The following is a 24,138-nucleotide window of genomic DNA, read 5'->3' on the forward strand; positions in this document are numbered from 1 at the left end:
GGGACAGCCCCTTCTGCATGCCGGCGAGATCAGGCCAACGGCCTGTATCCCTGTCTATCCAGCGCATCTGCAATTACCGCGTATCCTCTTCCGTTCGGATGAAAATGGTCGAGCGATAAGAGTTCCCTCTGCCTGCCCTGAAAAGAATCGAAAATATTCGCCACCCTCAGGTTGCCGTCCTGAAAGCTCTCAAGCTGACTGTTAAATCGCTTGATCCATACATTGGCTTCCGGTAAGGAAGGGGAGGGATTGTATAGGTCGACCGCGCGTATCAAATAGGGGGCTCGGCCATGTTTCAATTTCCGAATGACTCCGAAGATTCCGGCAAGGTTTTGCCGGCACTCGGTTAACGCCTGCCTGAATAAGTCGGCGTTCTTGCTTGTCGCATAAGCTTTGGCTGCATCCAAGAGGTCATTGCCGCCTGCCGTAAGCGTAATGATATCGGCATTCTGAATGAAGGCTCTCATCCTATGATCGCATTGAACGGCGGACAAAATATTTTCCGTTGTCGCTCCGTTTATCCCCATTTTTTCGTAGACGACGTGCTGCCCTAGTCGATCTTCAATCATCCGTCCGTATTTTGGAACGAACCCTCCGCCGAACAGATCCCCGACGCCCGAGGTCAGAGAATCCCCAATCGCGGCATAATGAATCATCTGTCCATCTCCGCCTTCCCTCGCGAGCGGACCTTTCCGGAACCGCACCCTTAGCTACTTTCAGCATATGCTGCCGATCGGTACATGTTCTTCAATTGATCATTCGCGTTCTGCCCGCCCAGAAGGGTCGTCGAATGGCCGCCTTGTCGATCTTGCCGACGGATGTTCGGGCTAGAGACTCGACGATCTCCATGCGGGTTGGAATCTTATGCGGGGCGATCCGATCCTGGACGAATGCTTGTAGTTGTCCAATCGTAAGCTTCGATCCGGGTGCAAGGACGACTACCGCGGTTACCTCTTCGCCTTCGACCGGCAAGGGAGTCCCGATGACCGCGATTTCGACGATCAGAGGATGTTTGCTTAACGCCGCCTCTACTTCGGAACAGTACACGTTGGCTCCGTTCACGATAATCATGTCTTTGTTGCGATCCAGCAAATATAAGTAGCCGTCTTGGTCGAAGCATCCCAAATCGCCGGTGTGGAGCCATCCGTTTCGCAGCGCTTTGTCGGTTTCTTCGGGATTGTTTCAGTACCCAAGCATCATTTGATCTCCCTGACAGATGATCTCGCCCGTGTGGCCTTGCGGTACGTCATTCCCGGATTCGTCTACAATACGTACTTGAAAAGGTTTTTGCCCCCAAACCGCGACGTCGGAGGGCTTGCCTACGGATAGGAGCCGATTAAGCTTACCTTCGGCGAAACATTGATTAATGGACAAGTAGCTGATAAATTGGCCGCTTTCGGTTTGCGAGTAGACCTCGGTTAAGTACGCGTTCGGAAAAATATCGCGGGCTGCGCGAAAAGTATTTTCGCTGATGGGGGCTCCGCCGCAAGAAATTCCCTCCACGGACCGAGCGCATCCGGGCGATAAGTTTTTCAAATCGACGATATCTTTGAAAAGAAGCCCGACCGTGCCGACATTTTTAAGTTGTTCGCGTTCGATAAGAGCAATAACCTCTTCGGCTTGCAGAGGGTAGGATTCGGGGAAGATGAGGCAACCGCCCTCGAATAGAGTAGTCCAAAGGATGAATTGACCCGTTAAATGGGCTTGATTGGGGAGAATCATTTTTTTGGACGACAAGTGTCCGCCGCCCCTCTCGGGATTCATGAAAGACCAACTGCGGATTGTCCGATGGGAGTGCATGACGCCTTTGGAACGGCCCGTCGTTCCACCGGTATAGATCAGCAAAGCGACATCGTCGGGGTTGGCCTCATGCCACTGGCCGAGTGGCGGGCATGTAGCGATAAAGCTTTCTATGGACGGAGAGGGGGCGTGGTGGCTTGCTTTGCAGGGAATGGCGTTTACTGTCACGCTCGTATTGACTAGCAAAGAGACGCATTCGGAGAGCTTCAAATCCGAGGAATCGTAGACAACCGCAACGGGGTCGGCATCCTGAAGGATATGCGCGATGTCGCTAGATGTCAGGCGGGGGAAAATCGCAAACGGAATCGCCCCGATAGCGACGGCGGCGATTTCCGCTACGACAAGAAGCGGGGAGGGATGGCTAAGAAGAGCGACCCGATCGCCTGGCCGAACGCCGAGCTCGCGGAAGCCATGGGCGACGCTGCTCGCCTGCCGCAATAGTTGTTCGTATGTTAGGGTTTCGTTCTTATATTTAAGCGCAGGATGGGTTGGATTCAGGCTAGCGACGTTGGGCAGTATGCTTGAAAGTAACATTGGAATTGTCCCCTCTCAGAATGAATTCTGATAATACCCATGACCATACTTCGCTTTGAAATTATCATAATTCGTCGGGGGTAACAAATCGTTTTTACTTATAGCAATATGCTGGTTTTTGTTATAAACAGGAAAAAAGTAGCTAGTTAGGCTGGGGGGGCGGCGGATGCGATGTTTTTCATCGCATGGTGACGAAAAACCTGCATTTCGAGTCCGAAACGCCGTCGATACGATGTTTTTCATCGTAAGGAACTCGAATTGGGCGAGAACGTACGCCGTTACGATGTTTTTCATCCCATGGAGGCGGAAAAACTGTAAATTTGGCTCGAAACGCGACCGATAAGATGTTTATCATCATAAGCTACCCAAATGGGCGGGAACCTGAGCTGTTACGATGTTTTTCATCGCATGGAGGTGGAAAAACATCAAATTTGGCTCAGAACGCCGCCGATAAGATGTTTATTATCATAAGAAACTCGAAATGGGCGAGAACGTACGCTATTACGATGTTTCTCATCGCATGATGACGGAAAAATGGCATTTCGAGATCGAATCGCCGCCCTTACGATGAAAAACATCACTACGGTATGCCGACGAGGGTTATAAATCCAAATCATCAAGTTTAACGGAAGGGGTAAGGCGATAAGTGTTAATTCGGCGCATTCCCGACCCTGCGGGCATAAGTACTTCTTTCTTTACCAAGCCGTGTAGTAACTTCCTCGCTTTTTGTGCCTCGACGTGCAGTAATTGACTAACATCTTTCGGGTGCATAGGCTGGCGGACCCGCAAAGCATGACGCACAATCTCTTTCTCTTCGGAGGATAGTCGAGCCTTCGCTCCGTCGTCGGCGGTCCGCATACCGTAAATCGTTCCCATGAACTGCAGCAGCATTTGCTGGCACAGACGGGGGCGCTCCTTCACCATGTTGTGCGAAAATCGGAGAACTTTCCAGCCGTCGATAATGAGATGGTTCTGCCTAATCCGGTCGTCGTCGAATCCGGAAAGAGTGACTTTTCGAGCATGAGTGTCAAACCCGTCGCCCTCAATATTCAGGCGGATGGGGCCGGGTAGCCAAGCGAAATCGAGGAATCGTGCGCCGTCGCGGAAATCGGATACTTCGTACTCGGGGTGCAAATCGTCGAAATGTCCAATGGCGGGCCACCAGACGTTTTCCAGAATAAGCTTCTCCAAGTGCCCGTGACCTTCGTTTAATCTTCGCAGACGCTCGCCTTCGCGAGAAATGCGATGTTTGGACAGGAAAGCCTCATAAGCGGTATTGAAATCCATGATCGTACACCTCCGGAAAATAATAAAGCCGCCCTTCGGATCAGCGCGGGGCTAATCGGAAAGAGCGGCTGCGTGCTTCGCAAGCCCTATCAATAATATCTGAGCTAAGTATAGAGGCGGCAAGTTGAAACTGTCAATTTTTAGTTTTAATTTGTCCTAGCCCTCTAGTGGGGACGGATCATTCGGCTACTCAACTAAACCCCCTTGAGCGCGGGTTAAGTGGTGACTATTTCCCGCATATCCCCTTGCTAAGCCTTATCCGTTCACGCACTTTATCCAGTATGTGGTAAAATGGGTTTAGCCTTAGACTAGGAGGAATGACAATGTCCGTATCGACGAGGAAAATCGTCGCGGGATTATTCGTATCGCTTGACGGGATAGCGGACGCTCCCGAAATTTCGCCTCACGAGTGGACGAACGACGAGTTGATGGGGCGTATCGCCGCAGGCGTCGCGCAAGCGGATGCCGTGCTGCTAGGATCCCGTACCTATTCGCTACTGGCGCGTTTCTGGAAGCACCAGAGCGATGACATTCCGATGGCCAAGTTCCTGAACGGCTCGCCGAAATATGTCGTGTCCAGTTCGCCGGACGCGCTCGAGTGGCAGCCCGCGACGCTGATCCAAGGGAATCTCTTCGAAGAGCTAGCGAAGCTCAAAAGCCAACCCGGCCGTAACATTCAAATCCCCGGAAGCCCTACGCTAGTAAGGTCGTTGCTGCGCGAAGGTCTTCTGGACGAGCTTACTCTTAATATATGCCCGGTCGTCGTCGGCTCCGGTTTGCGTCTTTTCGATGAAATCGCCGATCCCGTTCGCTTAAAGCTCGTAGATTCGGTCGTCTACGGTAACGGCGTAATCGGAGTCACTTATTCCTTAAGCTTAAACTAGATTATTCGTCCGACTGACGGGAAGAGGTGTCACATGAATCCTTCGGATCAGAAACTATCCGAGAGCGCGGTTCAATGGGTGGTCGACGCGATAAATCCGGAGGCGATCGTCCTCTCCGCGCAACGGCTTCAAGGAGGAATCTCCGCTCTCGTCCATCGCGTGTCGTTAAGCATAAATGGAGAACGACAAGATGTCGTGCTGCGGCAGTTCGACAACGCGGAATGGGTAAGGGAGCAGCCTGATTTGGCTGCTCGCGAAGCGGCAAGCCTGCTCAGGGCATTCCGAACCGTCGACGTGCGCACGCCAAGCCTGATTGCTTTTGACGAAACGGGGAGCCGGTGCGGGAAGCCGGCCGTCTTGATGACGCTTCTTGCGGGGGAAGTCGTGTTGGAGCCCGCGGATTCCGCGCAATGGCTGAACGGCATGGCGAAGGCTCTCTGTCGCATTCATGAAGTGGAAGCTAGCGATTTCGACTGGACGTATGCTTCTTATTGCGACGCGGCTTCTCTGGATACGTCGTCATGGTCGAAGCATCCCGACAAGTGGAAGGCGGCGGCGGACATTGTGACGTCCTCCCGTCCTCCGGCTACAATGCGGTTCATTCATCGGGATTATCATCCGGCTAACGTATTGTGGTCCGGCGGCGAAGTGAGCGGCATCGTTGACTGGGTCAACGGCTGTATCGGTCCGGCCGGCATCGACGTTGGCCATTGCCGCGTCAACTTGGCTCTGTTGCATGGCGTGCCGAGCGCGGACGAGTTTCTCGCCGGCTATCGACGCCATGCGGGTGAGTCCTTCACCTACGATCCTTATTGGGATCTCGTCACGCTAATCGATTTCGCCTACGGTCCGCCTCCCGAAGTCTACGGCGGCTGGACAGCACTGGGCGTGACTGGACTAACGGACGAGATGATGGCCGAGCGACTGGATGACTACTTATTAAGTTTGCTGAATTGCGGACATTTCACGACTTGAGAGGTGACGGGATTTAAAAGATTTTTCTCTGTTTAGAGGCAGTGATTAGGTATCCAAGGAGGAACTTTATCGCGATGAACATCGAAATTCAACAAGCGGGCATCCTGCAGAAGCCTATAATGGAAAATTTGATGGCCCTCTTCCTGCACGATTTGTCCGAATTCGCGGACGATATCAAGGTGGACGACATGGGTATGCACCGGTTCGACGTGATGGATCTATTTTTCGAGAAAGAGGGTTTAACGCCTTATCTCGTTCGATTGGACGGAGAGATCACGGGCTGCATTCTTATCCAAAGCGGACAGTATACGAACCCCGAACATGCGGACTATGTCTTGAATTCATTTTTTATCCTGAAAAGGTATCGTAGAAGGGGAATCGGAATGGCGGTTGCCGGTCGATTGTTCTCGCAATATCCCGGCAGATATTGCTGCGCTCAATTAAAGAGCAATGTCCCTGCGGTCAGGTTCTGGAAAAAAGTATACGCAGAACGGCTGTTGGATGTGTTCGAGATCGAGCGGGAGGAAGACGGAAACGCGATCTTGGAGCAATTTTTCGCGGTGTGAGACAGTCCGTAAAGCGAAGGAACTAAAATGCGGTCTGACTTCCAGATCGACGGGATGGTTTCTAGGAAGCCGCATGCCTTACGATGAAAAACATCGTTACAGCGGCCGGGAGGGTGAAAAAAGCCGAATTCTCGCTCCCATGCGATGAAAAACATCGTAATAGCGGAGTTTTCCTATGAAATCGGCCTACTTACGATGAAAAACATCGTAACAGTGGCGGAAAAGGGTAAAAAAGCCGATTTCTCGCCCCCATGCGATGATAAACATCGTAACCACGAAACAGCACGTAGCTATGCATCTTAACCAGCCTCTTCGTTCGAGAGCTGGCGGCGTGGTTGCTGGAGGAAGTTTAGTCGAAGGGCTTAGTTGTTTTAAGGGGGCTACGGCGGCAAGGTGGTTACTTCGGAGGTAAAATCCATTGCCCTCAGTGACGACGATTTTCGCAACTCTTTGGCTCTGAGAACCGATAGGCCGCTCCTTTCATAAGATAGGCGCATACCCCGCGTTTATTCGAGAGAGGAACATGAGGCATGCAAACCTACGTTATGAACGGAGCTTATTGGTCCGTTCCCGGGCATTCTGTATATTACGACTGGCCGCGCGCCTATGGTTATTCGGAGGTTCAAGCTCAGGCGACGCAGCCTCTTACGTTCGTGCTTGTCCACGGTTCGTGGGCGGACGCGAGCTTCTGGAACGGAGTAGCGATGGAATTGCGCAGAATGGGCCACACGGTTTACGTTCCCGAGTTTCCGGGCCATGGGAGCGATCTGAATCCGAACGTGACGCACGGAATGATCTCGAAGGCGGTCGCCGACTACATTATTGCGAACAATCTTCGCGATATTATACTCGTCGGGCACAGCTTCGGCGGATCGGTCGTCCAGAAGGCGGCGGAGCTCGTGCCGGATCGGATCAGACGGCTCGTCTTCATGGACGGATTCGTGGTGGCCGACGGACAATCCGTGGCGGATCAGTTTCCCGCTTCGATGCGGCAAGGGTTCGAGCAGCTACGCAAAATGTCGAAGGACGATACGATCATGCTTCCTTTCGAGACGTTCAGAGACACCTTCGTAAATGTGGCGGATCTTGCGACGGCCCAAAAACTGTATAGCGAAATAAGGCCGGAGCCCGCCAAGCCCCTCTTCGAGAAGCTCGATCTTAAGAAGTTCTTCAGTCTGAACGTTCCGAAGAGTTATCTCTTTTTGACGGAAGATGCCGCGGTACCCCAAGCCGAAGGCTTCGGCTGGCACCCGCATATGTCGAGCCGGCTCGGACAATTCCGTTTGATTAAGTCGCCGGGCGATCACATGACGTTTTTTCGTACCGATCCCGCGTTGATGGCTCACAAGTTATACGAGGCTTCGAGGGATTGAGCCGGATCGGGAATCGTTCTTCGGAGGGCTGACTCAGTTGCTTACTGGCGTCTGTCGAAGCCCTTCTTCGATTGCCGACAAGTATGAAGTGGGACAAGGCTTGATGGATGATAGGGAGTTTCGGAATCGTAACGTGCGGGAGAGGAAAATATGGAGAAGTTGACGGAGAAAGCATGGTTTAGAAGCAGAGGTAACGCCGACTCGGGCAGAGTATCGTTTATAGAACTGTTTTTCGACTTGGTGTTCGTGTTCGCGGTGACGAGATTGTCTCATTTTTTCCTCGAGAATTTCAATGCGGACGGAGCGGTTAGGCTAGCACTCCTCACGATGGCCGTGTGGATGGTGTGGATTTTCACGGTGTGGGTGATCAATTGGCTCAATCCGGAGATGAAACCGGTCAAGCTGATGCTGCTTGTCCTCATGTTGTTGGGTTTAGTCATGTCGGCTTCGATTCCCGAGTCGTTCGGGAAACTAGGTATCTATTTCGCGGTTTCCTATACGTTGTTCCATGTCGGGAGGACGGCGTTTACGGTGTGGATGTTGCGAAAGGGCTCGGACGAGCTTCGAATCAACTTCGTGCGTATTCTCGCCTGGCTGATCGCATCCGGCGCGTTCTGGATCGCGGGCGGCATCGCGGACAATTCATGGCGACTCGGACTGTGGGCGGTAGCCATCCTCATCGAGTACGTCGGACCTTCGCTGGGCTTCTGGATGCCGAAGATCGGCCGGTCTTCGACACGCGTCTGGGACGTCGAAGGCTCTCACATGGCGGAACGGTGCGGCTTGTTCATTATTATCGCGCTCGGAGAGTCGGTGTTAATGACGGGGGCGAACTTCGGGATGCTGGAGTGGTCTCCGACCGCGATGTCATCGTTCGCCGTCTCGTTCTGCGGAACGGTGGCCATGTGGTGGATTTATTTCGAAACCGTGGCCAAAACGGGTCATCATTACATTGCCCATTCGGAGGACCCCGGCAGGGTAGCCCGTTCGGCGTATACGTATACGCATCTGCTGGTCGTAGCGGGCATTATTCTGTCGGCGGTGGCGGACGAGCTATTGCTCGCGCATCCTCTGGGTCATGCCGAAGCGAAAGTCGCGGCGGTCATGCTCGGAGGATCCGCTTTGTACCTTCTCGGCAATCTGCTGTTCATGAGAATCGTCACGGGCATCTTGCCGCTGCCGTTTATTGTCAGTCTGCTCGCGTTGGCCGCGGTCGCTCCATTCTCGACGATGCTGCCGCCGCTGGCGCTGTCCGCGTTCGTGACCGCCGTGCTTGGCGTCGTCTCCTTCTGGGGAGGCGCGGTGTCCGATCGTTTGTGCCGGGTCGTTCCCATTCACGCGAACAAAGGAGCGTCATCCGCTTAATCGATAAATCCCCGGGAGTCCGGAATCCGAGGGATTTCCGTACAGTCCGAGTTACTTGGGAAAACAGATGATGCTGATGGGGGAAATGAGAAAATAACGCATAGCGACGGGCGGGACTGAGATGGGATGTAAAATCCGATTGACATAGTGGGGATTATCCCTTACGATCTATTCAAATCAGATCGCATTTATACAAACGCATCCCGTCCGATAACTTTCGAGGAGGATTTTCCATGAGTCTCTTTTCCGCTCGCAACGCGAATCCGCTTTCCATCCGCAACACGGTCGCCATCGGCATCGGTTCCGCGTTATTCGCCATTTTGGGCAGGTTCGGTTCGGTGCCTTCAGGCTTGCCGGACACGAATATCGAGACGACCTACGCTTTGCTGGCGCTGTTCGCCATCCTTTACGGTCCGCTTGTCGGCCTGCTCGTCGGGTTCATCGGGCACACGTTGAAGGACTCGATCTTTTACGTCTCGCCTTGGTTCAGCTGGATTATCGCCTCGGCGATCGTCGGTTTGATCATCGGCTTGGCCGCAAACCGTATTCGCGCGAGGGACGGAGAGTTCGGCCGAAAAGAGATCATTACGTTTAACGTCGTACAGACGGCCGCGAACGCTATCGCTTGGTTCGTCGTCGCGCCGACGTTGGACATTCTGATCTATGCCGAGCCATCCGGCAAATCGTACACGCAAGGCCTGGTCGCGGGCGCTTCGAACATCGTGACCGTGGCCGTGCTCGGCACGTTACTTCTGACGGCTTACGCGAAGACGAGAACGAAGCAAGGCAGCCTGACGAAGGAAGCCTAACGAAGCATGCGGGAAGCCGGCGAACGCTGCCGGCTTTTTCGCTTGCTAGGCGGCTGGCGGGCGCCATGCGCGCACGGAAGGGAACGCCCGTTAGAAGAAATACGAATACATCACACCCTGCATCCAGAGGAAGTGCGACGCTATGGACAACCAGAGCCGCGAGCCGGTCATCGTTTTCGACGGGTTCAGCTATCAATACCGCGTGCAGACGAGTCCGTCACTCGCCGATATTCATCTTAAGATTTACGAGGGCGAGAAGGTGCTGATCCTCGGACCGTCCGGATCGGGGAAGAGCACGCTCGCCCACTGCATTAACGGACTCGCGCCTTATTTCTATCCCGGCACCGCGACCGGCTCTTTAACAATCCGGGGGACGGAGACGAAGGAGCTCGATTTGTTCCGGCTTTCCGATCGGGTCGGCACCGTTCTGCAGGATCCCGACGGGCAATTCGTCGGTTTGACGGTTGCGGAGGATATCGCGTTCCGGATGGAGAACGATGCGGTTCCGCTTCCGGAGATGAAGGAGCGCGTCCGGGCGGCCGCCGAGGAAGCGGGGATACTCGAACATTTGGAGGCGTCGCCGCATTCGTTGTCGGGCGGGCAGAAGCAGCGAATTACGGTTGCCGGCGTCATCTCCAGCGGCGTCGGCATTCTGCTGTTCGACGAGCCGCTCGCCAACTTGGACCCCGACGCGGGTCGCAAAGCCATCGAGCAAATCGACCGAATCCACCGCGAGACGGGCAAGACGATCCTGATCATCGAGCATCGGCTCGAAGAAGCGTTGCACCGGCAGGTCGACAGGATCATCGTCATTCAAGAAGGACGGATCGTTGCCGATCTGAAGCCGGATGAACTGCTGACTTCGCCGCTTCTCGTCGAAGCGGGTATCCGGGAGCCGTTATATTTGACGGCGCTTCGTTACGCGGGCGGAGAGGTCGAAGCGCGACATCGGCCGAGCCGACTGGACACGATGGAACTGGGGCCGTTCGCGGAACGGCTGAAAGCATGGACGGAGGGGCGGCAGTCTAACGACCGTCTCGAGATCGGAGCGACTCATGAGCGGTCGCACGAGCCGCCGTTATTGGAATTGGCAGGCATCGGATTCGGTTACGAGCCGGGTAAGCCTATACTGCGGGACGTCTCGCTGAGTATTCGCAAAGGGGAGAGAGTCGGCATCGTCGGCAAGAACGGCGCGGGCAAATCGACGCTGTCCAAGTTGATTTGCGGTTTCCATAAGCCCACTTCCGGAAGCATTCGTTACGAAGGCCGCGATATCGGCGGCGACACGATCAAGGAGAGGGCTCAGCGGGTCGGCTTCGTATTGCAGAATCCGAACCACATGATTTCCAAGACGCTCGTTCACGAAGAGATCGCGCTCGGCCTCAAGGCGCGGGGCATCGGGGAAGAGGAGACGGCGAGGCGCGCGCAAGAAGCGCTCCGCGTATGCGGATTGGCGCCATACCGCAATTGGCCGATCTCCGCGCTGAGCTTCGGGCAGCGCAAGCGGGTAACGATCGCTTCCGTGCTCGTCCTGCAACCGGAGGTTCTGATTCTTGACGAGCCGACCGCGGGACAAGATTATCGCCATTATAATGAGATGATGGAATTTATAATGCGGTTGAGAGAAGAAGGCTTGACCGTCCTATTCATCACGCACGACTTGCACCTGCTTCTCGAGTACACGGACCGCGCCATCGTGCTATCCGATGGAGGCGTGCTCGCCGACGCTTTCCCGGATGACGTGCTGACCGATCCGGAGCTCGTGCGGGAAGCCTCTTTGAAAGAAACGTCGCTGATGGGCCTGGCGAGAAGAGCGGGACTATCCGATCCGCGAGGTTTCGTGCGAACGTTCATTGCCGAAGACAGAGCGAAGCGAGGTCGATCCCGATGAAAATGCTCGCTTACGCCAAGCTCGATTCCCCCATTCACCGGTTGACCGGGGCTGCGAAGCTGTTGTTTTTCGCTTTGTGGTCGATGGGGGCCATGATTACGTTCGATACGCGTTTCCTCGTCGGATTCATCGTATTCGGACTTGTCTTGCTCAAGGTATCCCGCGTTCGGCTGCGGGAGTATTCGTTTCTCCTGTATCTAATCGGAGCCTTCTTCCTGCTGAATCACGTAGCTATCTACTTGTTCTCCCCGCTAGAGGGGGTCAAGATCTACGGGACGAAACACGTGCTGCTGCAGCTCCCCGGCCGATACGACCTGACTGCGGAGCAATTGTTCTACCAACTGAACATCGCTCTGAAATACTTGGCGGTCATCCCGATCGCGTTCTTGTTCATCCTGACGACGGACCCCGGCGAGTTCGCCGCCTCTTTGAACCGGGTCAAGGTGAGCTACAAAATCGCTTATGCGGTCTCGATCGCGCTTCGGTACATTCCGGACATCCAGCGGGATTTCCAGAACATCTCGTTCTCCGCCCAGGCGCGCGGGGTCGATATTTCGGCGAAAGAGAAGTTGGGAAAAAGGCTGCGCAACGTCATCGGCATTCTCATGCCTCTCATTTTGTCGAGCATCGAGAGAATCGAGACGATCAGCGCGGCGATGGAATTGAGAGGGTTCGGGCGGGGCAAACGCCGTACCTGGTACAAGGACAGGCCGTTCGGTCCCGGAGATTATGGGGCGCTGGCGTTCATCGCGGTCGTTCTGGCAGCGCTCGTCTGGCTGACGATCGCGCGCGGCTCGCGTTTTTATAACGTCTTCGAAAGTCCGCTTTTCTAATTCGGTTGAAACACAGAAAACCTCCGACGTCCAGTTAAAGACGAAGGGGGTTTTCCGCGTTAGCGCAACAACTGATTTTCTCCCATCAACGAGTTTATTATGGGTTATACTGGAGAAAAGTTGAAATATTTGCACTTATTTTCTGTGAAAAGAGGGGCGAACGTATTGATAAAAAAGCCGGCTATCCTAGCGTTGCTGACGACGACAACGTTATTGCTCGGCTCCTGCTCAGCAAATAGCGGCAACGGCGCCGAAAGAGTGGATGCCGATAAAGCCGCTTCCGCGACGTCAATCGGGGTTCGGTCTAGCTCGGAGAGCATGTTGCCGACCGGCTTTTCCATGAACGCTCTTCAAGACGCGTTCGAAGAATACGTGAATTATCGTTTATGGTTTTATCCCGCCAAAGTCGTTGGGAACGATTCCGGCTTCGATGCCCTGATCGGTCGGACGATCGATGTTGAGGTCCGCATCTATACCGACGACGAGGGAGTCCGGAGAGTATACGGGCATACGAGCAATAGCGAACGACTGGCCATATTCGCGATGAAAGAGGGAATCGTGTACTGCGCCGGACAAGCAGGCAAAGAAGAACCCCAGTGGCCCCAAGGCGATTATGAGACGATTGACACCTTCTCTATTGAAGTAGGGCAACCGCATAAACCGAACTACGGGACATCGGCTCGCAAGGAGAAAATGATCGCGGCGGCCGAAGCCTACGATAAAGCGTTCTGCCAGGATATGATCCGCGGCGAGGGCGCCGAGGAATGGCAGGGGTCCAAGGTCTATTTGGCGGACTTCTACGAATACGAAGAAGCGGCCATCTCTTGGATCGTTAGACGAGACGGATATGCATGGTTAGCTCCCGTGCATCTCGCCGAGAAAAACGGGGAATTCGAAACGACCGGTCTAAAAGGATTCGGCATCGAAAAAATATACGGGTTGGATCCAAACGATTCCGGACGGTATATGTTCGAAAGCTTGATCAATGGCGCGGCTAAGCAATTTACTTGCGGCAGTGAAGACAGTTAATGAAGTGGAGGGGAGGTTGCGATGATGAAACCATTGATTACCGTGCTTACGTTGGGCGTGGACGATTTGGAAAGAGCGTTGAAGTTTTACCGCGACGGCTTGGGGTTCGCGACACAAGGAATCATCGGCACGGAGTTCGAGCATGGCGCGGTGGCGTTCTTCGAGTTGCAGGGAGGTTTAAGATTAGCCCTATGGAATCGCAGGGATCTTTCTCACGAGGCCAAAGTTCCTCTGGCTCCGCCGAGCTCGACCGAATTGACGATCGGTCACAACGTAGGCAGCAAAGAGGAAGTGGACCGGGTGATGGAGCTTGCCCGCAAGGCAGGGGCCACGATAACGGACCCCGCGCACGTAGCATTCTGGGGCGGCTACTCCGGTCATTTCATGGATCCGGATGGCCATCTGTGGGAAGTCGCATGGAACCCGGCGTGGGAAATTAACGAGTAATCCGCCCGAGAAGCAATCCGAAGGAGCAATCACGCGGTCTTATTTCCAAGACCGTCGGGAGTGCTCCTTTTCTATTTATTAAAACCATTGACTAAAACTAATAATATTAGTTATTATACTACTATAAGTAGTATAAGGGAGTGGTTAAGAATGAAATCTACGACAACCTTGACGGTAATCGTATTAACGTACATGTTTATGCTTGAACTGGCGTCGCTCGCCGCATTCGGGGTTTGGGGTTTTCGCATGAACGTCTTCGCAGGCATTGGCATTCCGCTGGTTATCCTCGTGCTGTGGTCGATGTTCCTTGCGCCCAAGGCGTCGATCCCGGTTCTCTCGTATCCGATCCGCACGGTTCTGAAATTGGTCGTTTTCCTTCTGGCATCCGCGGCCTTGTTCGCGAGCGGATATCACACGTTAGCGGGTTTCCTTGCCGTAACTTCGGTAGCGGATATCGCGTTGATCGCCAGCCTGAATATTCATGTATGGAACCCGACGGAGGGCGCGCGGAATCCATCATAAACCAAGCGAAACCGATCCGTTCTGGTATAATGGGATTAATTTCAATACCGCGGGGGTTTCCATGATCGACGATACGTCCTACACGCCCGAAGAAGTAGCCGCTTTACTGAAAATTTCCAAGCTGAAAGTATACGATCTGCTCAAAAAAGGCGAGATTCCGGCCTATCGCGTCGGGAAGCAGATGCGCATCGAATCGTCGGATTTGGACGCTTACAAGCAACGCTCCAAAGGGATATCCGCGGTCAGTCCGAACGTAACGAACACGGTGGCGTCCGCCCAACCGCTCTACGGTTCGGCGAACTCCCAGAGGGAACGGTCGATTATTATTACGGGCCAGGACGTCAGCCTCGATATTCTGGCAAGGCATCTGGAACGGCAATTGCCGGGAATGAGGCCGCTGCGCTCTTACGTGGGGAGCATGGATAGTCTCGTCTCGATGTACCGGGGCGAGTCCGATATCGTGAGCACGCATCTGTTGGACGGAGACACGGGTCAATACAATACGCCTTACATCCGCAAGCTTTTTGTCGGACAGTCTTACGTAGTGGTTAATATGCTGAGACGTTCGGCCGGTCTCTATGTGAAGAAGGGAAACCCACTCAAGCTGGAGTCTTGGGCGGATCTGAGTCAGTCCGGCATCCGTCTCGCCAACCGCGAGAAGGGCTCGGGCGCGCGGGTGTTGCTTGACGAGCAACTCAGACTGCATGGTATTCCTTCAACACAGTTATCGGGCTACGAAGGCGAAGAGAACAGTCATCTCGCCGTGGCTGGCAAAGTCGCCGCGGGAGAGGCCGACGTCGGAGTCGGCATCGAGAAGGCGGCGCTACTCGTCGGCAACGTGGATTTCGTGCCGCTGATCCAAGAACAATACGATCTCGTCATGCTGAAAAGGGACGATAACCGGATCTGGATCGAGGGGGTTATCGCGATTTTGCGGTCGGACTCTTTCCGGAGCGAGTTGGTCAATATGGAAGGCTACGATATCTCACGAACGGGAGACATCGTGTACGAAGCCTGACGCGCACATGCAACGAAATACGCCCCTCGTACCACGAATGCTCGTTGGTAAGAGGGGCGTATCGTTTAATCTTTCGTGAACCTGTTGGCCAGCATCAACATGAGGAACGATAACGCGAGTATCGCGCCCGCCCATGCCCAAGCCATCCGCATGCTACCTCCGTCGGTCGCCACGTAGATGGCCGTCGGAATCGTCTGGGTTTTGCCGGGAATGTTGCCCGCTATCATCAGCGTCGCTCCGAATTCCCCCAGACCGCGGCAGAACCCAAGAATATATCCGGCCGTCAAGGAACGGAAGGCAAGCGGAACCGAAAGATATCGGAACACCTGCCACTCCGACGCGCCAAGGGCTCTCGCCGAATCTTCGAGATCGGAATCCACGCCCTCGAACCCTGCTCTCATCGTGCGATAAGCAAGCGGGAAGGCGACGACGGTCGCGGCGATGACCGCGCCTTCCCAACTAAATACGATAGGCTGCCCGAAGATCGATTCGTACGTTCGTCCGATCCAGCTGCGCCGGCCGAGGCCGACGAGCAAGATGAAGCCGATCACGGAAGGGGGCAACACAAGCGGGAGCAGCAGTAAAGTCTCGACGATACTTTTACCGATGAAACGCGCCTTGGCCATTTTCCAGGCGATAAAGACGGAGAATAAGAACACGATCGCACTGGCGATCAACGAGATCTGAATCGAGAGGCCGATGGGCTGCCAGAAAGTCGAAGCGTCTATCGGAATCACCAACCGTCATTTACTTTGGCAACGAAAATCCGTACTTAACGAAAATAGAGCTAGCTTCGGCGGTCTGCAAGTACGCGTAGAAGGCTTTGGCTTCGGCGCTATGCTTGGAATCGCTGACGACTCCCGCAGGGTATACGATCGGTGAATGTACGTCCGAGGCGACCCGGATGGCGATTTTCACCTTCGTGGAGATGAGAGCGTCGGTTTTATAGACGAATCCGGCTTCGACGTTACCCGTCTCGACGTAGGTTAAGACTTGACGTACGTCTTTCGCGTAGACGAGTTTGTCTTGCAAGGCATCCCATACTTTGCGCGTTTCTAAAGTTTCCTTGGCGTACTGGCCTGCGGGCACCGATTCCGGTTGGCCGATCGCGATTTTCTTGATGCTTTTGTCCGTCAATTCCTTGACCGTCGTGAATTTCTTCTTCGAATCCGAAGGAACGATCATGACGAGGTCGTTCAGGAGAAGGTTTTTGCTGCCGGTGACCAGCCCTTGTTTTTCTAGGGCGTCCATCTGTTTCTTGCCGGCGGAGAAGAACAAATCGGCCGGCGCGCCTTCTTCGATCTGCTTCTGCAGCGTGCCCGACGAGCCGTAGTTAAACGTGAGCTTAATGTCGGGATGAGCTTTCTCGTACTGCTTCTCGATGACGTCCAAGCTATCTTTCAAGCTTGCGGCGGCGGAGATGAGGAGCTCGGTTTGCTTCTGCGCGGCGTTTGCCTGCTGGACCGGCGAGGCAGTAACCAGAAGGGTAACGGATAGAAGCAGGGAGAGAACGGATAAGGCTATTTTTTTCAACGGAAAGGCCTCCATTTCTGATCGGATATGTTAAAGATTTTAACATAAGAAATATCATTTTGTATGATTTAGTTATGTTTAGACCTAATTAGTTTGAAAATAACCTTGCATAATGCGTGCATGAAATGCAAGGCTGCCGGATTGTCGTCGGCTTTAGCCGTGCAAAATAAAGCGAAATAACGCGTGCTCTTGGTTAGTCTTGATTATCTTCTATGTCCATGAGAAGGAGAAGGGAGCTGCCGATCGGAACCGAAGCCGTCCGGATCCACGCATGCGAGTCCAGATCGGAATAACGAAGCGACAGCTTCGCTTCGATACGCGATTCCCCATGGGAAAGATGCGGCACGAAATAAGGCCGCCAGCTCCAATCGGCGTTCCGATATTCCTCCTCGACCCGCCAATGTCCGTCCTCCGTCCGGATGTGGTTGGAGGAAAGCTGTATGCCGTTGTTGTCGCACAAATATACGCGCAGGCAAGAATCGTCCAATCGCGGAAGGATCCGCGCGATCGCCCGATCGACCCGGTCGGCCTGTTCGCAGCTCATGAGGTCGGCGTCTATGCGCGCCCCTGGAAAGGGGTTCATGAATTGATCGAACTCGTCGCGAATATCGCGTTCGAAGACGGTGGCGATCATCCGGCGTCCGACCTCGTCCCAATGTTCCATGGATTCTCGCAACCGAAAACGATGTTCGCGCAGCTCCGCTTCGATCAGCGAGGTGAAGGCGTCTTTGGGGTGGAAGTCCCGCTCGGCGGGGGAGAACAAATAGCCTTGGACGTACCGCGCCCCGATTTCTATGGCGCGTTTCAAGTCTTGGCTGCTCTCCACCCCTTCGATCAGGAGCGATGCGCCGATCTGTTCGGCCAACGTGGAGAATGAACGGAGCGCGCCTAGATATCCCTTGTGACTCGCGCTCTTCTTCATGAGATGAACGTCGACCTTCAGAAGATTGGGTTGGATTTGCGCGATGCGGTCGAAATTACTGAAGCCCGTACCGATATCGTCGATGGCGATCTGGCAGCCGCACTCGCGATATAAATTCATGATCTCGTTAAGCTCGGACATGGAACCCTTGAATTCCTCTTCGGTAATCTCGATGCATATTCTGTTCGCGGGAATATCGTATTTCCTAAGCAAGTGTAGCGTATGAAGCTCTCCGGTCTGCTTGAACTGCTCATAGATCCAAGACGGCTTTAAGTTTAAGAAGAGCGTAGGAGGATGAGCGAGTCCGTTCAGCTTGGCGAAGGATTGCTCCCTTAACAAACGGTCGACTCGCACGTGTTCTTGAACGGGGATGCGCGCGTCCGTGAAGAATGGCCCTAGGCTGCGAACGGTACCGTCTATAACTTGCCTGCCAAGCGATTCATATCCGACGACGCTGCGCGTCTCCAGGGCGATGATCGGTTGATAGTAGGCAAGGAGTTCTCCCTGCGGAAATCTCGGTAAGCTCTCGTTGCTGTCCGAATGGCTAATGGCGAATATCTCCTTTATTCACGTTAATGTCAGGAAATATGACATATATTGATATGATTGTATCGAAAAATGACCGAATTGAACAGAAAAAAAGCGAGAACCCGCGGCATACGGATTCTCGCTTTTCTGGATTGTTCCCTTGGGGAGGGCTATGTCATGCCGCGGCGGGAGTGGATAAGGTGCTTGTCCTGGACCGACGCGAGCTTTGACTACGATTTTTGTAGAAAGATAGAACTCCGGACGTTACCGCGATCGAGACGATGGAGATCGTCCCTTGGCTAAGCGACAGAGCGGAGAAACTAGCCAATACGACGAGACTGTCGCCGATGAAGTTGGTTTTACCCGGATCCCAGCCATAACGCCTCTGCCAATAAATGACCAGAATCGTCGAGCCTCCGAGAGAGGCTCCGCTACGGAATAAGAAGCTGACTCCGACTCCGATAATGGCTCCGCCTAGGATCGAACCCACAAGCGCGGGTATCGCAACCTGGGGAAGCAAAGCGTCAAGAGCGGTCATGGAGGACAAGAGGACGATCGCGGCCACGGTGCGTACCGTAAAGGCGTAGCCCAATTTCCAACAAGAAAAAAATACGAACGGAATATTCAGCAGAATGAACGCATAGTAAAATTCCACATGCAGCAGATAGGACAGGCCGAGCGACAGGCCGGCGGTTCCGCCGGTAATGACTTGCGAATGCTTTAAGACAATCAGGCCGAGGGCCGTGATCAGGCATCCCAGCGCGACGTGTAACCATTGACGACTCGTTTCCTTCAACTGCGCGCTCATTTCTGGAATCCCCTATCGCGTGGCATCTTTGCTTTTCTCTATTTCATGATATAATACAAAGTGCAGTCTTTACATGCCATTATGAATGACATTCAAGATATTCTGATTAATATTGAATGAAAATTTGCGTAATCGCCGACATTATGTAAAAGGGGTGGAATCGGATGGATCAACTGGATATTTCGCTTCTTAAGCTACTTCAGGAAGACGGGCGAATGACGGTTAGCGAGCTTTCCAAAAAAATGGCCCTTAGCCGTCCCAGCATATCGGAGCGATTGTTGCGCTTGCAGGAAAAAGGCATTATTCAAGGTTATCAAGCCAGGGTGTCGCCGGCCGCGATCGGCAGGAATATTCAAATGATCATCCAGATCAGCGATTTGAAAATATCCCCGATGGAGTTCGAGCAACGGATCGCGGACGACGAGGATATTCTGGAATGCCATCGCGTTACCGGCATGGCCAGCCATGTGCTGAAGGCGGCCGTCGCTAGCATGGAGGACCTCACGAAGCTCGTGGAACGGCTCATGCCCTACGGCACCGTGAATACGTCGATTATTTTGTCCTCGCCGGTAAATAACCGAATCGTCTTGCCGAAAGAATAGTTCGTTGCAATCAAAAGGCCTGGCACCCTTAGTGGGATGCCAGGCCTTTTTGTCGACCGCGTTTATTTTTTCAGCAACAAGTATACGAAATAAGGAGCGCCGATGAACGCAACCATGATCCCCGCGGGGATGCCGCTGGGGCTTACGACGTTACGTCCGATCGTATCGGCGATAAGGAGCAACCATCCGCCTAGCAAGACGGAGACGGGAATGAACATCTGATTGCGAGGTCCCACGATCGCCTTCGCGATATGAGGAGCCATAAGCCCGATGAAGGCTATCCCTCCGGTAACGGATACCGCGGACGCGGCCAGGGCAACCGCAGTCGCAAGCAGCAGAATACGCTCCCTCTCTACTCGCACGCCCGCACCTATAGCTACGGATTCATGCAAGCTCAGAAGATTAAGCGTATTGGCCTTGTATAGCGCATAGGGGATCAGGACAATCAACCAAGGCAGTATCGCGAGAATATACGGCCAGTCCGTTCCCCAGATGTTGCCCGCGAGCCACTTGGCGATAAAATCGACCTTCACGCGCTCGGCGGCAGAGATAATGACGATCATGACTCCGGAGAGCGCGAGCGAGAATCCGACCCCGACGAGGATGAGGCGAACGGGATGAAGTCCATGCGTCTTGCTATAAGAAAATACGTAGATCAAGGCGGCCGTCAGCAAAGCCCCGGCGAACGCGACGAGCGGAAGCAGATAGACGAACGATCCGGGCTCGATAGGGGAATACAAGAAAAATATCGCGACAGCTACTCCGGCGCCGGAGTTAATGCCGACAATGCCGGGATCCGCGAGGTCGTTCCTTGTAATGCTTTGCAGGATCGAACCCGACAACGCGAGCGCCATGCCGGCAAGCAGCGTAATGACGATGCGAGGCAAACGAATGGAGAAGAGGACGAATTCTTCCTTAAACGTCCCGTCTCCGAATATCGTCGGAAGCAATCGGTCGAAAGATAACGACGCGTAGCCGACTCCCATCCCGATCACGATGGTGAGTAAGATGAGCAACAATAAGGCGATAACGACGATTCTTTGTTTTCTGACTAAATCGCGATGAATCATGACAGACTCTTGACTCCTTTGCGCACGATGAATAGGAAGAAAGGCAATCCCAGCATCGCGATGATCGCCACCACGGGCGTTTCATACGGAGCGTTGATCGTACGTCCGAGCGTATCGGCCGCAAGCATGAAGACGGCTCCCCAGATGGCCGACATCGGGATAATGTTACGATAGTCCGTTCCGAACATGGAGCGTACGATATGAGGAATCATCAGGCCGATGAAGGCCATGTTTCCAACCAACGCTACGGCGGCACCCGCCAATAGGATGACAAGAACGTTGAGGAAGATTTTTACGTATACCGTGCTTACGCCTAGCCCGACGGCGGCTTCTTCGTTCAAGCTTAGAATGGTCAATTGCTTGGATAAAATAACGGCAATGAGAATTCCGACGAGGACGACCGGGGAGATCGCTTGAATCTGTCCCCAAGTCGTTCCGATCAATCCGCCGGCCGTCCACATGGTTACGTCTTTGGAAGTTTTGAAAATGAGGCCAATCCCGTCCGCTACCGCGTACAGTAACGCGGATACGGCGGCCCCGGCCAATACGAGTCGCAACGGGGAGAGTCCGCCCCTCTTCATGGCTCCGATTCCGAGGACGAGAAGGCTACCTCCCGTTGCTCCTATGAAGCAGGCAACCATGATGCCGAAATAGCCGGCCGCCGGGATCAGGGTGACCGAGATGGCAAGCGCGGCATTGGCTCCCGCCGTAAGACCCAGCAAACCGGGGTCGGCTAGCGGGTTGCGCGTCAACCCCTGCATGATCGCGCCGGCTACGGCTAATGCGGAGCCTACGAGAATAGCCGCGACTTCGCGAGGATAGCGGATCTCGCGGAGCATCGTCAAGGTTTCGCTCTTCTTGCCGGACGTGAGCACGAGCCATACGTCGTTCACGGTTACGTGAGCCGCGCCGAAGCTCATGGAGATGAAGAACATGCCGATCAGCGCCAGGACTCCCGCCAGCAACTTCCATACGTAGTTCGTTTTTGATCTCTTCGTCGTGTTCATAAGGTCCTCTTCATTCCCAACCTAAGTATAGAAGGAGGAACTCATGTAATCATGAATTCCTCCCGTGGATTTAGTTGCCCAAGAATTGCTGCTTAAACGTTTCCAGCTGATAATCCAGCGTCAGAGCATCGTTGAAATAGAAAGCCTTGGCGTTAACTTCGATTACGTGGCCGTTCTTGGCGGCAGTCGTATTCTTGTACGTATCCGTCTGTTGGAAGGAGTTATCCGCGTCCGGGTTTTTGCTGAAGATCACGTAGTCGCCCATGTATTCGGAAATGACTTCCGGCGAGATCGCGTAGTATCCGTCTTTCTTCGTCATTTCGCTCACTTTCGCCGGCATAGGCAGTTGCATCTGTTGGTATAAGATTTCCGTTCCGCGTCCCCAGTTGTCGCCGAAGACGTACAGTTGCTTGTCGAAGCTCTCGATGACGGAAACCGTTTTGCCTTCGCCGATCTTCGCTTTGATCTCCGCCCCGATCGTTTCAGCACGGCTCTTGAAGTCGTCGATCCAAGCTTGAGCTTCTTTTTGTTTGTTCAGCGCTTTGCCGACTTCGAGATGCTGGGTCAAGTAGTCCAACTTGCCGTACGTGAATACGACGGTAGGGGCGATCTGCTTCAGTTTCTCGAGATTCTTGACGTTGTCGAGGCCGATGATCAGGTCGGGCTTCAACTCGATGATTTTCTCCAGGTTCTCGTCGGATACTTCCGCTACGTCCTTGAGCTTAGCCTCGAAGTTCGGATTCATCTTGGACCAGGAATCCACTCCTACGAGGTTAACGTTAAGGGATAGTACGTCCCCGGCATAGGAGGACAATACGATGACGCGTTGCGGGTTGGTGGGAACCTCTACAGGGCCGGTCTGTGATTGATAAATAAAGGTTGGCGCGTCGCCGTTCTCGGCACTGCCGCTTGCGGATGGGCTGCTGCTAGGAGAAGCGCTGCCGCTGGCGGAAGCGTCGTTGCTAGCGGGGGCGGAGTTGTTGTTCGCTTTATTGCCGCAAGCGCTAAGTACGAGCACTAGCGCGATAAGTACAGTTAATGGGATCAAGCGTTTGTTCATGGTAAGTCTCCTTTTGGTGAAGAAAGTGGTAAGTAGTTGTTTAGTTGTTGATAATGATTATCAATATCACAATTACAAACTTTAAAGGCAGAGCTCCCTTTTGTCAATAGGTTTTGCCGTCATGATCATTTAAATTGATCGGAATGATTGACAATCGAATGTTGCTGACCTATATTTAGAACTTATTTTTCCAATTGAAGCGGGTAAAGGAGCGGGTATGAATGATTCGAGTAGGGCTGATCGGGGATTATAATCCGCAAGTCAAGGCGCATATAGCGATTCCTAAGGCGATTCAATTAGCGGTGATGGAGCTCGGGAGCGGCTATGAAGCCGAATGCGAGTGGATTCCGACGTCGACTTTGGAGAAAGATTACGAACGGGCGTTGGACGGTTATCAGAAGCTATGGGTAGTTCCCGCGAGTCCATACGAGAGTATGCAAGGCGCGCTTAACGGAATTCGTTACGCACGTGAACGGAAGATTCCGATGTTGGGAACATGCGGGGGATTTCAGCACATGATTCTCGAAATCGCGAGACATATGCTGGGGCATGCGGAAGCGGATCATTCGGAGATGAATCCCGAGGCTTCGAGCTTATGGGTTACGCCGCTTACTTGTACGGTTAGCGAGACGACGAACGAGTTTTTCTTGGTTCCCGGATCGCAGGTCGCGAGCATCTATGGTGCGGAAGAAGTTATCGAGCAGTATGGAACTTGCAATTATGGACCTAACCCCGAGTTTGCTCCGCTGCTCGAAAAAGCGGGATTCCGAGTCGCGGGGAGAGATGGGGACGGGGAAACCAGGATCATGGAGCTCGATGGGCACCCGTTCTTCATAGGGGCGCTGTTCCAACCGGAGAGATCCGCCTTCAGGGACGTCGTCCACCCACTGATCAGAGCGTTCATCGGCTCGGCCACCGTTTAAGGGGTAAAGGACCAGCGTTGGGGACAATTTCGGAGCGCACGAGCGCGGCCAAAGCTCCGGCAAGGAGGCTGGGATTGGTTGGATGTTGCGGGTGGCCGGGTTGCGGATGGTCGATTGTATTTAGGGTTGGCCGAAGCGCAGATAGTCGAATAAAGTTGGTTTAAGGTCGTAGTTGATGGCTTGCGGTTGGCTGGAGCTGCAGATAGTCGAATAAAGTTGGTTTGGGGTCGAAGTTGGTAGCTTGAGGTTGGTCGAAGGCTACGGATGATCACTTGTATTTGGTCAGGCAGTAGATGCTCGAATAAAGTTGGTTTGAGGTCTAAGTTGGTAGTTTGGGGTTAGCCGAAGCTGC

General features: G+C 53.7%; 25 protein-coding genes. 14 read left to right on the forward strand and 11 right to left on the reverse strand.

What is annotated here, in order from left to right:
- Nucleotides 1–29: 29 nt before the first annotated feature.
- From D7Z26_RS22355 to D7Z26_RS22370, 4 genes are all read right to left on the reverse strand, one after another.
- Nucleotides 30–656, reverse strand: coding sequence for a GDSL-type esterase/lipase family protein (locus tag D7Z26_RS22355; RefSeq protein WP_120979243.1), 627 nt, complete (start codon nt 654–656; stop codon nt 30–32).
- A gap of 91 nt (nt 657–747) precedes the next feature.
- On the reverse strand, nt 748–1,092 hold the full coding sequence (locus D7Z26_RS22360; protein WP_147423886.1) for an AMP-binding enzyme: 345 nt from the start codon (nt 1,090–1,092) through the stop codon (nt 748–750).
- A gap of 90 nt (nt 1,093–1,182) precedes the next feature.
- Nucleotides 1,183–2,334: a long-chain fatty acid--CoA ligase gene (locus D7Z26_RS22365; protein WP_120979245.1), complete on the reverse strand. Its 1,152-nt coding sequence runs from the start codon at nt 2,332–2,334 to the stop codon at nt 1,183–1,185.
- A gap of 600 nt (nt 2,335–2,934) precedes the next feature.
- Nucleotides 2,935–3,621 carry a DNA-binding response regulator gene (locus tag D7Z26_RS22370; protein ID WP_120979246.1) on the reverse strand — a complete coding sequence of 229 codons (687 nt, stop codon included), beginning with the start codon at nt 3,619–3,621 and terminating at the stop codon, nt 2,935–2,937.
- 323 nt (nt 3,622–3,944) lie between these two features.
- On the opposite strand from D7Z26_RS22370, the gene D7Z26_RS22375 reads away from it, so the two are divergent.
- The 12 genes from D7Z26_RS22375 to D7Z26_RS22430 all read left to right on the forward strand — a co-directional run bounded on the left by D7Z26_RS22375 (nt 3,945) and on the right by D7Z26_RS22430 (nt 15,333).
- The gene (locus tag D7Z26_RS22375) at nt 3,945–4,505 is read left to right on the forward strand and encodes a dihydrofolate reductase family protein (protein WP_120979247.1); all 561 of its coding nucleotides are present in this window, start codon (nt 3,945–3,947) and stop codon (nt 4,503–4,505) included.
- 33 nt (nt 4,506–4,538) lie between these two features.
- Entirely contained in the window at nt 4,539–5,480 is a 942-nt protein-coding gene (locus tag D7Z26_RS22380) for a phosphotransferase family protein (RefSeq protein ID WP_120979248.1), read from the forward strand.
- A gap of 74 nt (nt 5,481–5,554) precedes the next feature.
- Nucleotides 5,555–6,046, forward strand: a complete 492-nt coding sequence (locus D7Z26_RS22385) for a GNAT family N-acetyltransferase (RefSeq protein WP_120979249.1) — start codon at nt 5,555–5,557, stop codon at nt 6,044–6,046.
- 530 nt (nt 6,047–6,576) lie between these two features.
- Entirely contained in the window at nt 6,577–7,419 is an 843-nt protein-coding gene (locus tag D7Z26_RS22390) for an alpha/beta fold hydrolase (protein WP_120979250.1), read from the forward strand.
- Between the two features lie 150 nt (nt 7,420–7,569).
- Entirely contained in the window at nt 7,570–8,784 is a 1,215-nt protein-coding gene (locus D7Z26_RS22395; RefSeq protein ID WP_120979251.1) for a low temperature requirement protein A, read from the forward strand.
- 233 nt (nt 8,785–9,017) lie between these two features.
- Nucleotides 9,018–9,593, forward strand: a complete 576-nt coding sequence (locus D7Z26_RS22400; RefSeq protein ID WP_120979252.1) for an ECF-type riboflavin transporter substrate-binding protein — start codon at nt 9,018–9,020, stop codon at nt 9,591–9,593.
- 142 nt (nt 9,594–9,735) lie between these two features.
- Nucleotides 9,736–11,484: an ABC transporter ATP-binding protein gene (locus D7Z26_RS22405; RefSeq protein ID WP_120979253.1), complete on the forward strand. Its 1,749-nt coding sequence runs from the start codon at nt 9,736–9,738 to the stop codon at nt 11,482–11,484.
- Nucleotides 11,475–12,317 carry an energy-coupling factor transporter transmembrane component T family protein gene (locus D7Z26_RS22410; protein WP_199731766.1) on the forward strand — a complete coding sequence of 281 codons (843 nt, stop codon included), beginning with the start codon at nt 11,475–11,477 and terminating at the stop codon, nt 12,315–12,317. The genes D7Z26_RS22405 and D7Z26_RS22410 overlap by 10 nt, the downstream gene beginning before the upstream one ends.
- A gap of 165 nt (nt 12,318–12,482) precedes the next feature.
- On the forward strand, nt 12,483–13,346 hold the full coding sequence (locus tag D7Z26_RS22415; RefSeq protein ID WP_147423887.1) for a hypothetical protein: 864 nt from the start codon (nt 12,483–12,485) through the stop codon (nt 13,344–13,346).
- Nucleotides 13,347–13,370: 24 nt separating this feature from the next.
- A complete protein-coding gene (locus D7Z26_RS22420) occupies nt 13,371–13,793 on the forward strand; it encodes a VOC family protein (protein WP_120979255.1) in 423 nt (140 codons plus the stop codon).
- Between the two features lie 150 nt (nt 13,794–13,943).
- Nucleotides 13,944–14,315 (forward strand): YrdB family protein, encoded by a 372-nt coding sequence (locus tag D7Z26_RS22425; RefSeq protein ID WP_120979256.1) that lies wholly within the window; start codon nt 13,944–13,946, stop codon nt 14,313–14,315.
- A 61-nt stretch (nt 14,316–14,376) separates the two neighbouring features.
- Complete coding sequence (locus D7Z26_RS22430; protein ID WP_120979257.1) at nt 14,377–15,333, forward strand: helix-turn-helix transcriptional regulator; 957 nt, start codon at nt 14,377–14,379, stop codon at nt 15,331–15,333.
- Between the two features lie 65 nt (nt 15,334–15,398).
- Here D7Z26_RS22430 and modB read toward each other — a convergent pair whose 3' ends face one another.
- From modB to D7Z26_RS22450, 4 genes are all read right to left on the reverse strand, one after another.
- Nucleotides 15,399–16,073, reverse strand: a complete 675-nt coding sequence (gene modB, locus D7Z26_RS22435) for a molybdate ABC transporter permease subunit (protein ID WP_407643544.1) — start codon at nt 16,071–16,073, stop codon at nt 15,399–15,401.
- A gap of 7 nt (nt 16,074–16,080) precedes the next feature.
- Nucleotides 16,081–16,881, reverse strand: a complete 801-nt coding sequence (gene modA, locus D7Z26_RS22440) for a molybdate ABC transporter substrate-binding protein (protein ID WP_120979258.1) — start codon at nt 16,879–16,881, stop codon at nt 16,081–16,083.
- Between the two features lie 178 nt (nt 16,882–17,059).
- Nucleotides 17,060–18,355: an EAL domain-containing protein gene (locus D7Z26_RS22445; RefSeq protein WP_325050469.1), complete on the reverse strand. Its 1,296-nt coding sequence runs from the start codon at nt 18,353–18,355 to the stop codon at nt 17,060–17,062.
- A gap of 136 nt (nt 18,356–18,491) precedes the next feature.
- A complete protein-coding gene (locus D7Z26_RS22450; RefSeq protein ID WP_120979260.1) occupies nt 18,492–19,124 on the reverse strand; it encodes a YitT family protein in 633 nt (210 codons plus the stop codon).
- A 164-nt stretch (nt 19,125–19,288) separates the two neighbouring features.
- Here D7Z26_RS22450 and D7Z26_RS22455 point away from each other — a divergent pair, with 164 nt between their 5' ends.
- Complete coding sequence (locus tag D7Z26_RS22455) at nt 19,289–19,726, forward strand: Lrp/AsnC family transcriptional regulator (protein ID WP_120979261.1); 438 nt, start codon at nt 19,289–19,291, stop codon at nt 19,724–19,726.
- A 62-nt stretch (nt 19,727–19,788) separates the two neighbouring features.
- On the opposite strand, the gene D7Z26_RS22460 is transcribed toward D7Z26_RS22455, so the two are convergent.
- The 3 genes from D7Z26_RS22460 to D7Z26_RS22470 all read right to left on the reverse strand — a co-directional run bounded on the left by D7Z26_RS22460 (nt 19,789) and on the right by D7Z26_RS22470 (nt 22,863).
- The gene (locus tag D7Z26_RS22460) at nt 19,789–20,796 is read right to left on the reverse strand and encodes a FecCD family ABC transporter permease (protein ID WP_120979262.1); all 1,008 of its coding nucleotides are present in this window, start codon (nt 20,794–20,796) and stop codon (nt 19,789–19,791) included.
- Complete coding sequence (locus tag D7Z26_RS22465; protein WP_120979263.1) at nt 20,793–21,803, reverse strand: FecCD family ABC transporter permease; 1,011 nt, start codon at nt 21,801–21,803, stop codon at nt 20,793–20,795. The genes D7Z26_RS22460 and D7Z26_RS22465 overlap by 4 nt, the downstream gene beginning before the upstream one ends.
- Nucleotides 21,804–21,873: 70 nt before the next feature.
- Nucleotides 21,874–22,863 carry an iron-hydroxamate ABC transporter substrate-binding protein gene (locus D7Z26_RS22470; RefSeq protein ID WP_120979264.1) on the reverse strand — a complete coding sequence of 330 codons (990 nt, stop codon included), beginning with the start codon at nt 22,861–22,863 and terminating at the stop codon, nt 21,874–21,876.
- Between the two features lie 221 nt (nt 22,864–23,084).
- On the opposite strand from D7Z26_RS22470, the gene D7Z26_RS22475 reads away from it, so the two are divergent.
- Nucleotides 23,085–23,786 carry a CTP synthase C-terminal region-related (seleno)protein gene (locus tag D7Z26_RS22475; RefSeq protein ID WP_120979265.1) on the forward strand — a complete coding sequence of 234 codons (702 nt, stop codon included), beginning with the start codon at nt 23,085–23,087 and terminating at the stop codon, nt 23,784–23,786.
- Nucleotides 23,787–24,138: the final 352 nt, after the last annotated feature.

The sequence above is a fragment of the Cohnella endophytica genome, assembly GCF_003628305.1.
In the GTDB taxonomy this organism is placed as follows: domain Bacteria; phylum Bacillota; class Bacilli; order Paenibacillales; family Paenibacillaceae; genus Cohnella; species Cohnella endophytica.

What these genes read in the sequence shown, in the direction of transcription:
- D7Z26_RS22355 (WP_120979243.1), bottom strand. Translation starts at nt 656, where the DNA reads ATGATTCATTATGCCGCGATTGGGGATTCTCTGACCTCGGGCGTCGGG.
- D7Z26_RS22365 (WP_120979245.1), bottom strand. Translation starts at nt 2,334, where the DNA reads ATGTTACTTTCAAGCATACTGCCCAACGTCGCTAGCCTGAATCCAACC.
- D7Z26_RS22370 (WP_120979246.1), bottom strand. Translation starts at nt 3,621, where the DNA reads ATGGATTTCAATACCGCTTATGAGGCTTTCCTGTCCAAACATCGCATT.
- D7Z26_RS22375 (WP_120979247.1), top strand. Translation starts at nt 3,945, where the DNA reads ATGTCCGTATCGACGAGGAAAATCGTCGCGGGATTATTCGTATCGCTT.
- D7Z26_RS22380 (WP_120979248.1), top strand. Translation starts at nt 4,539, where the DNA reads ATGAATCCTTCGGATCAGAAACTATCCGAGAGCGCGGTTCAATGGGTG.
- D7Z26_RS22385 (WP_120979249.1), top strand. Translation starts at nt 5,555, where the DNA reads ATGAACATCGAAATTCAACAAGCGGGCATCCTGCAGAAGCCTATAATG.
- D7Z26_RS22390 (WP_120979250.1), top strand. Translation starts at nt 6,577, where the DNA reads ATGCAAACCTACGTTATGAACGGAGCTTATTGGTCCGTTCCCGGGCAT.
- D7Z26_RS22395 (WP_120979251.1), top strand. Translation starts at nt 7,570, where the DNA reads ATGGAGAAGTTGACGGAGAAAGCATGGTTTAGAAGCAGAGGTAACGCC.
- D7Z26_RS22400 (WP_120979252.1), top strand. Translation starts at nt 9,018, where the DNA reads ATGAGTCTCTTTTCCGCTCGCAACGCGAATCCGCTTTCCATCCGCAAC.
- D7Z26_RS22405 (WP_120979253.1), top strand. Translation starts at nt 9,736, where the DNA reads ATGGACAACCAGAGCCGCGAGCCGGTCATCGTTTTCGACGGGTTCAGC.
- D7Z26_RS22420 (WP_120979255.1), top strand. Translation starts at nt 13,371, where the DNA reads ATGAAACCATTGATTACCGTGCTTACGTTGGGCGTGGACGATTTGGAA.
- D7Z26_RS22425 (WP_120979256.1), top strand. Translation starts at nt 13,944, where the DNA reads ATGAAATCTACGACAACCTTGACGGTAATCGTATTAACGTACATGTTT.
- D7Z26_RS22430 (WP_120979257.1), top strand. Translation starts at nt 14,377, where the DNA reads ATGATCGACGATACGTCCTACACGCCCGAAGAAGTAGCCGCTTTACTG.
- modA (WP_120979258.1), bottom strand. Translation starts at nt 16,881, where the DNA reads ATGGAGGCCTTTCCGTTGAAAAAAATAGCCTTATCCGTTCTCTCCCTG.
- D7Z26_RS22450 (WP_120979260.1), bottom strand. Translation starts at nt 19,124, where the DNA reads ATGAGCGCGCAGTTGAAGGAAACGAGTCGTCAATGGTTACACGTCGCG.
- D7Z26_RS22455 (WP_120979261.1), top strand. Translation starts at nt 19,289, where the DNA reads ATGGATCAACTGGATATTTCGCTTCTTAAGCTACTTCAGGAAGACGGG.
- D7Z26_RS22460 (WP_120979262.1), bottom strand. Translation starts at nt 20,796, where the DNA reads ATGATTCATCGCGATTTAGTCAGAAAACAAAGAATCGTCGTTATCGCC.
- D7Z26_RS22465 (WP_120979263.1), bottom strand. Translation starts at nt 21,803, where the DNA reads ATGAACACGACGAAGAGATCAAAAACGAACTACGTATGGAAGTTGCTG.
- D7Z26_RS22470 (WP_120979264.1), bottom strand. Translation starts at nt 22,863, where the DNA reads ATGAACAAACGCTTGATCCCATTAACTGTACTTATCGCGCTAGTGCTC.
- D7Z26_RS22475 (WP_120979265.1), top strand. Translation starts at nt 23,085, where the DNA reads ATGATTCGAGTAGGGCTGATCGGGGATTATAATCCGCAAGTCAAGGCG.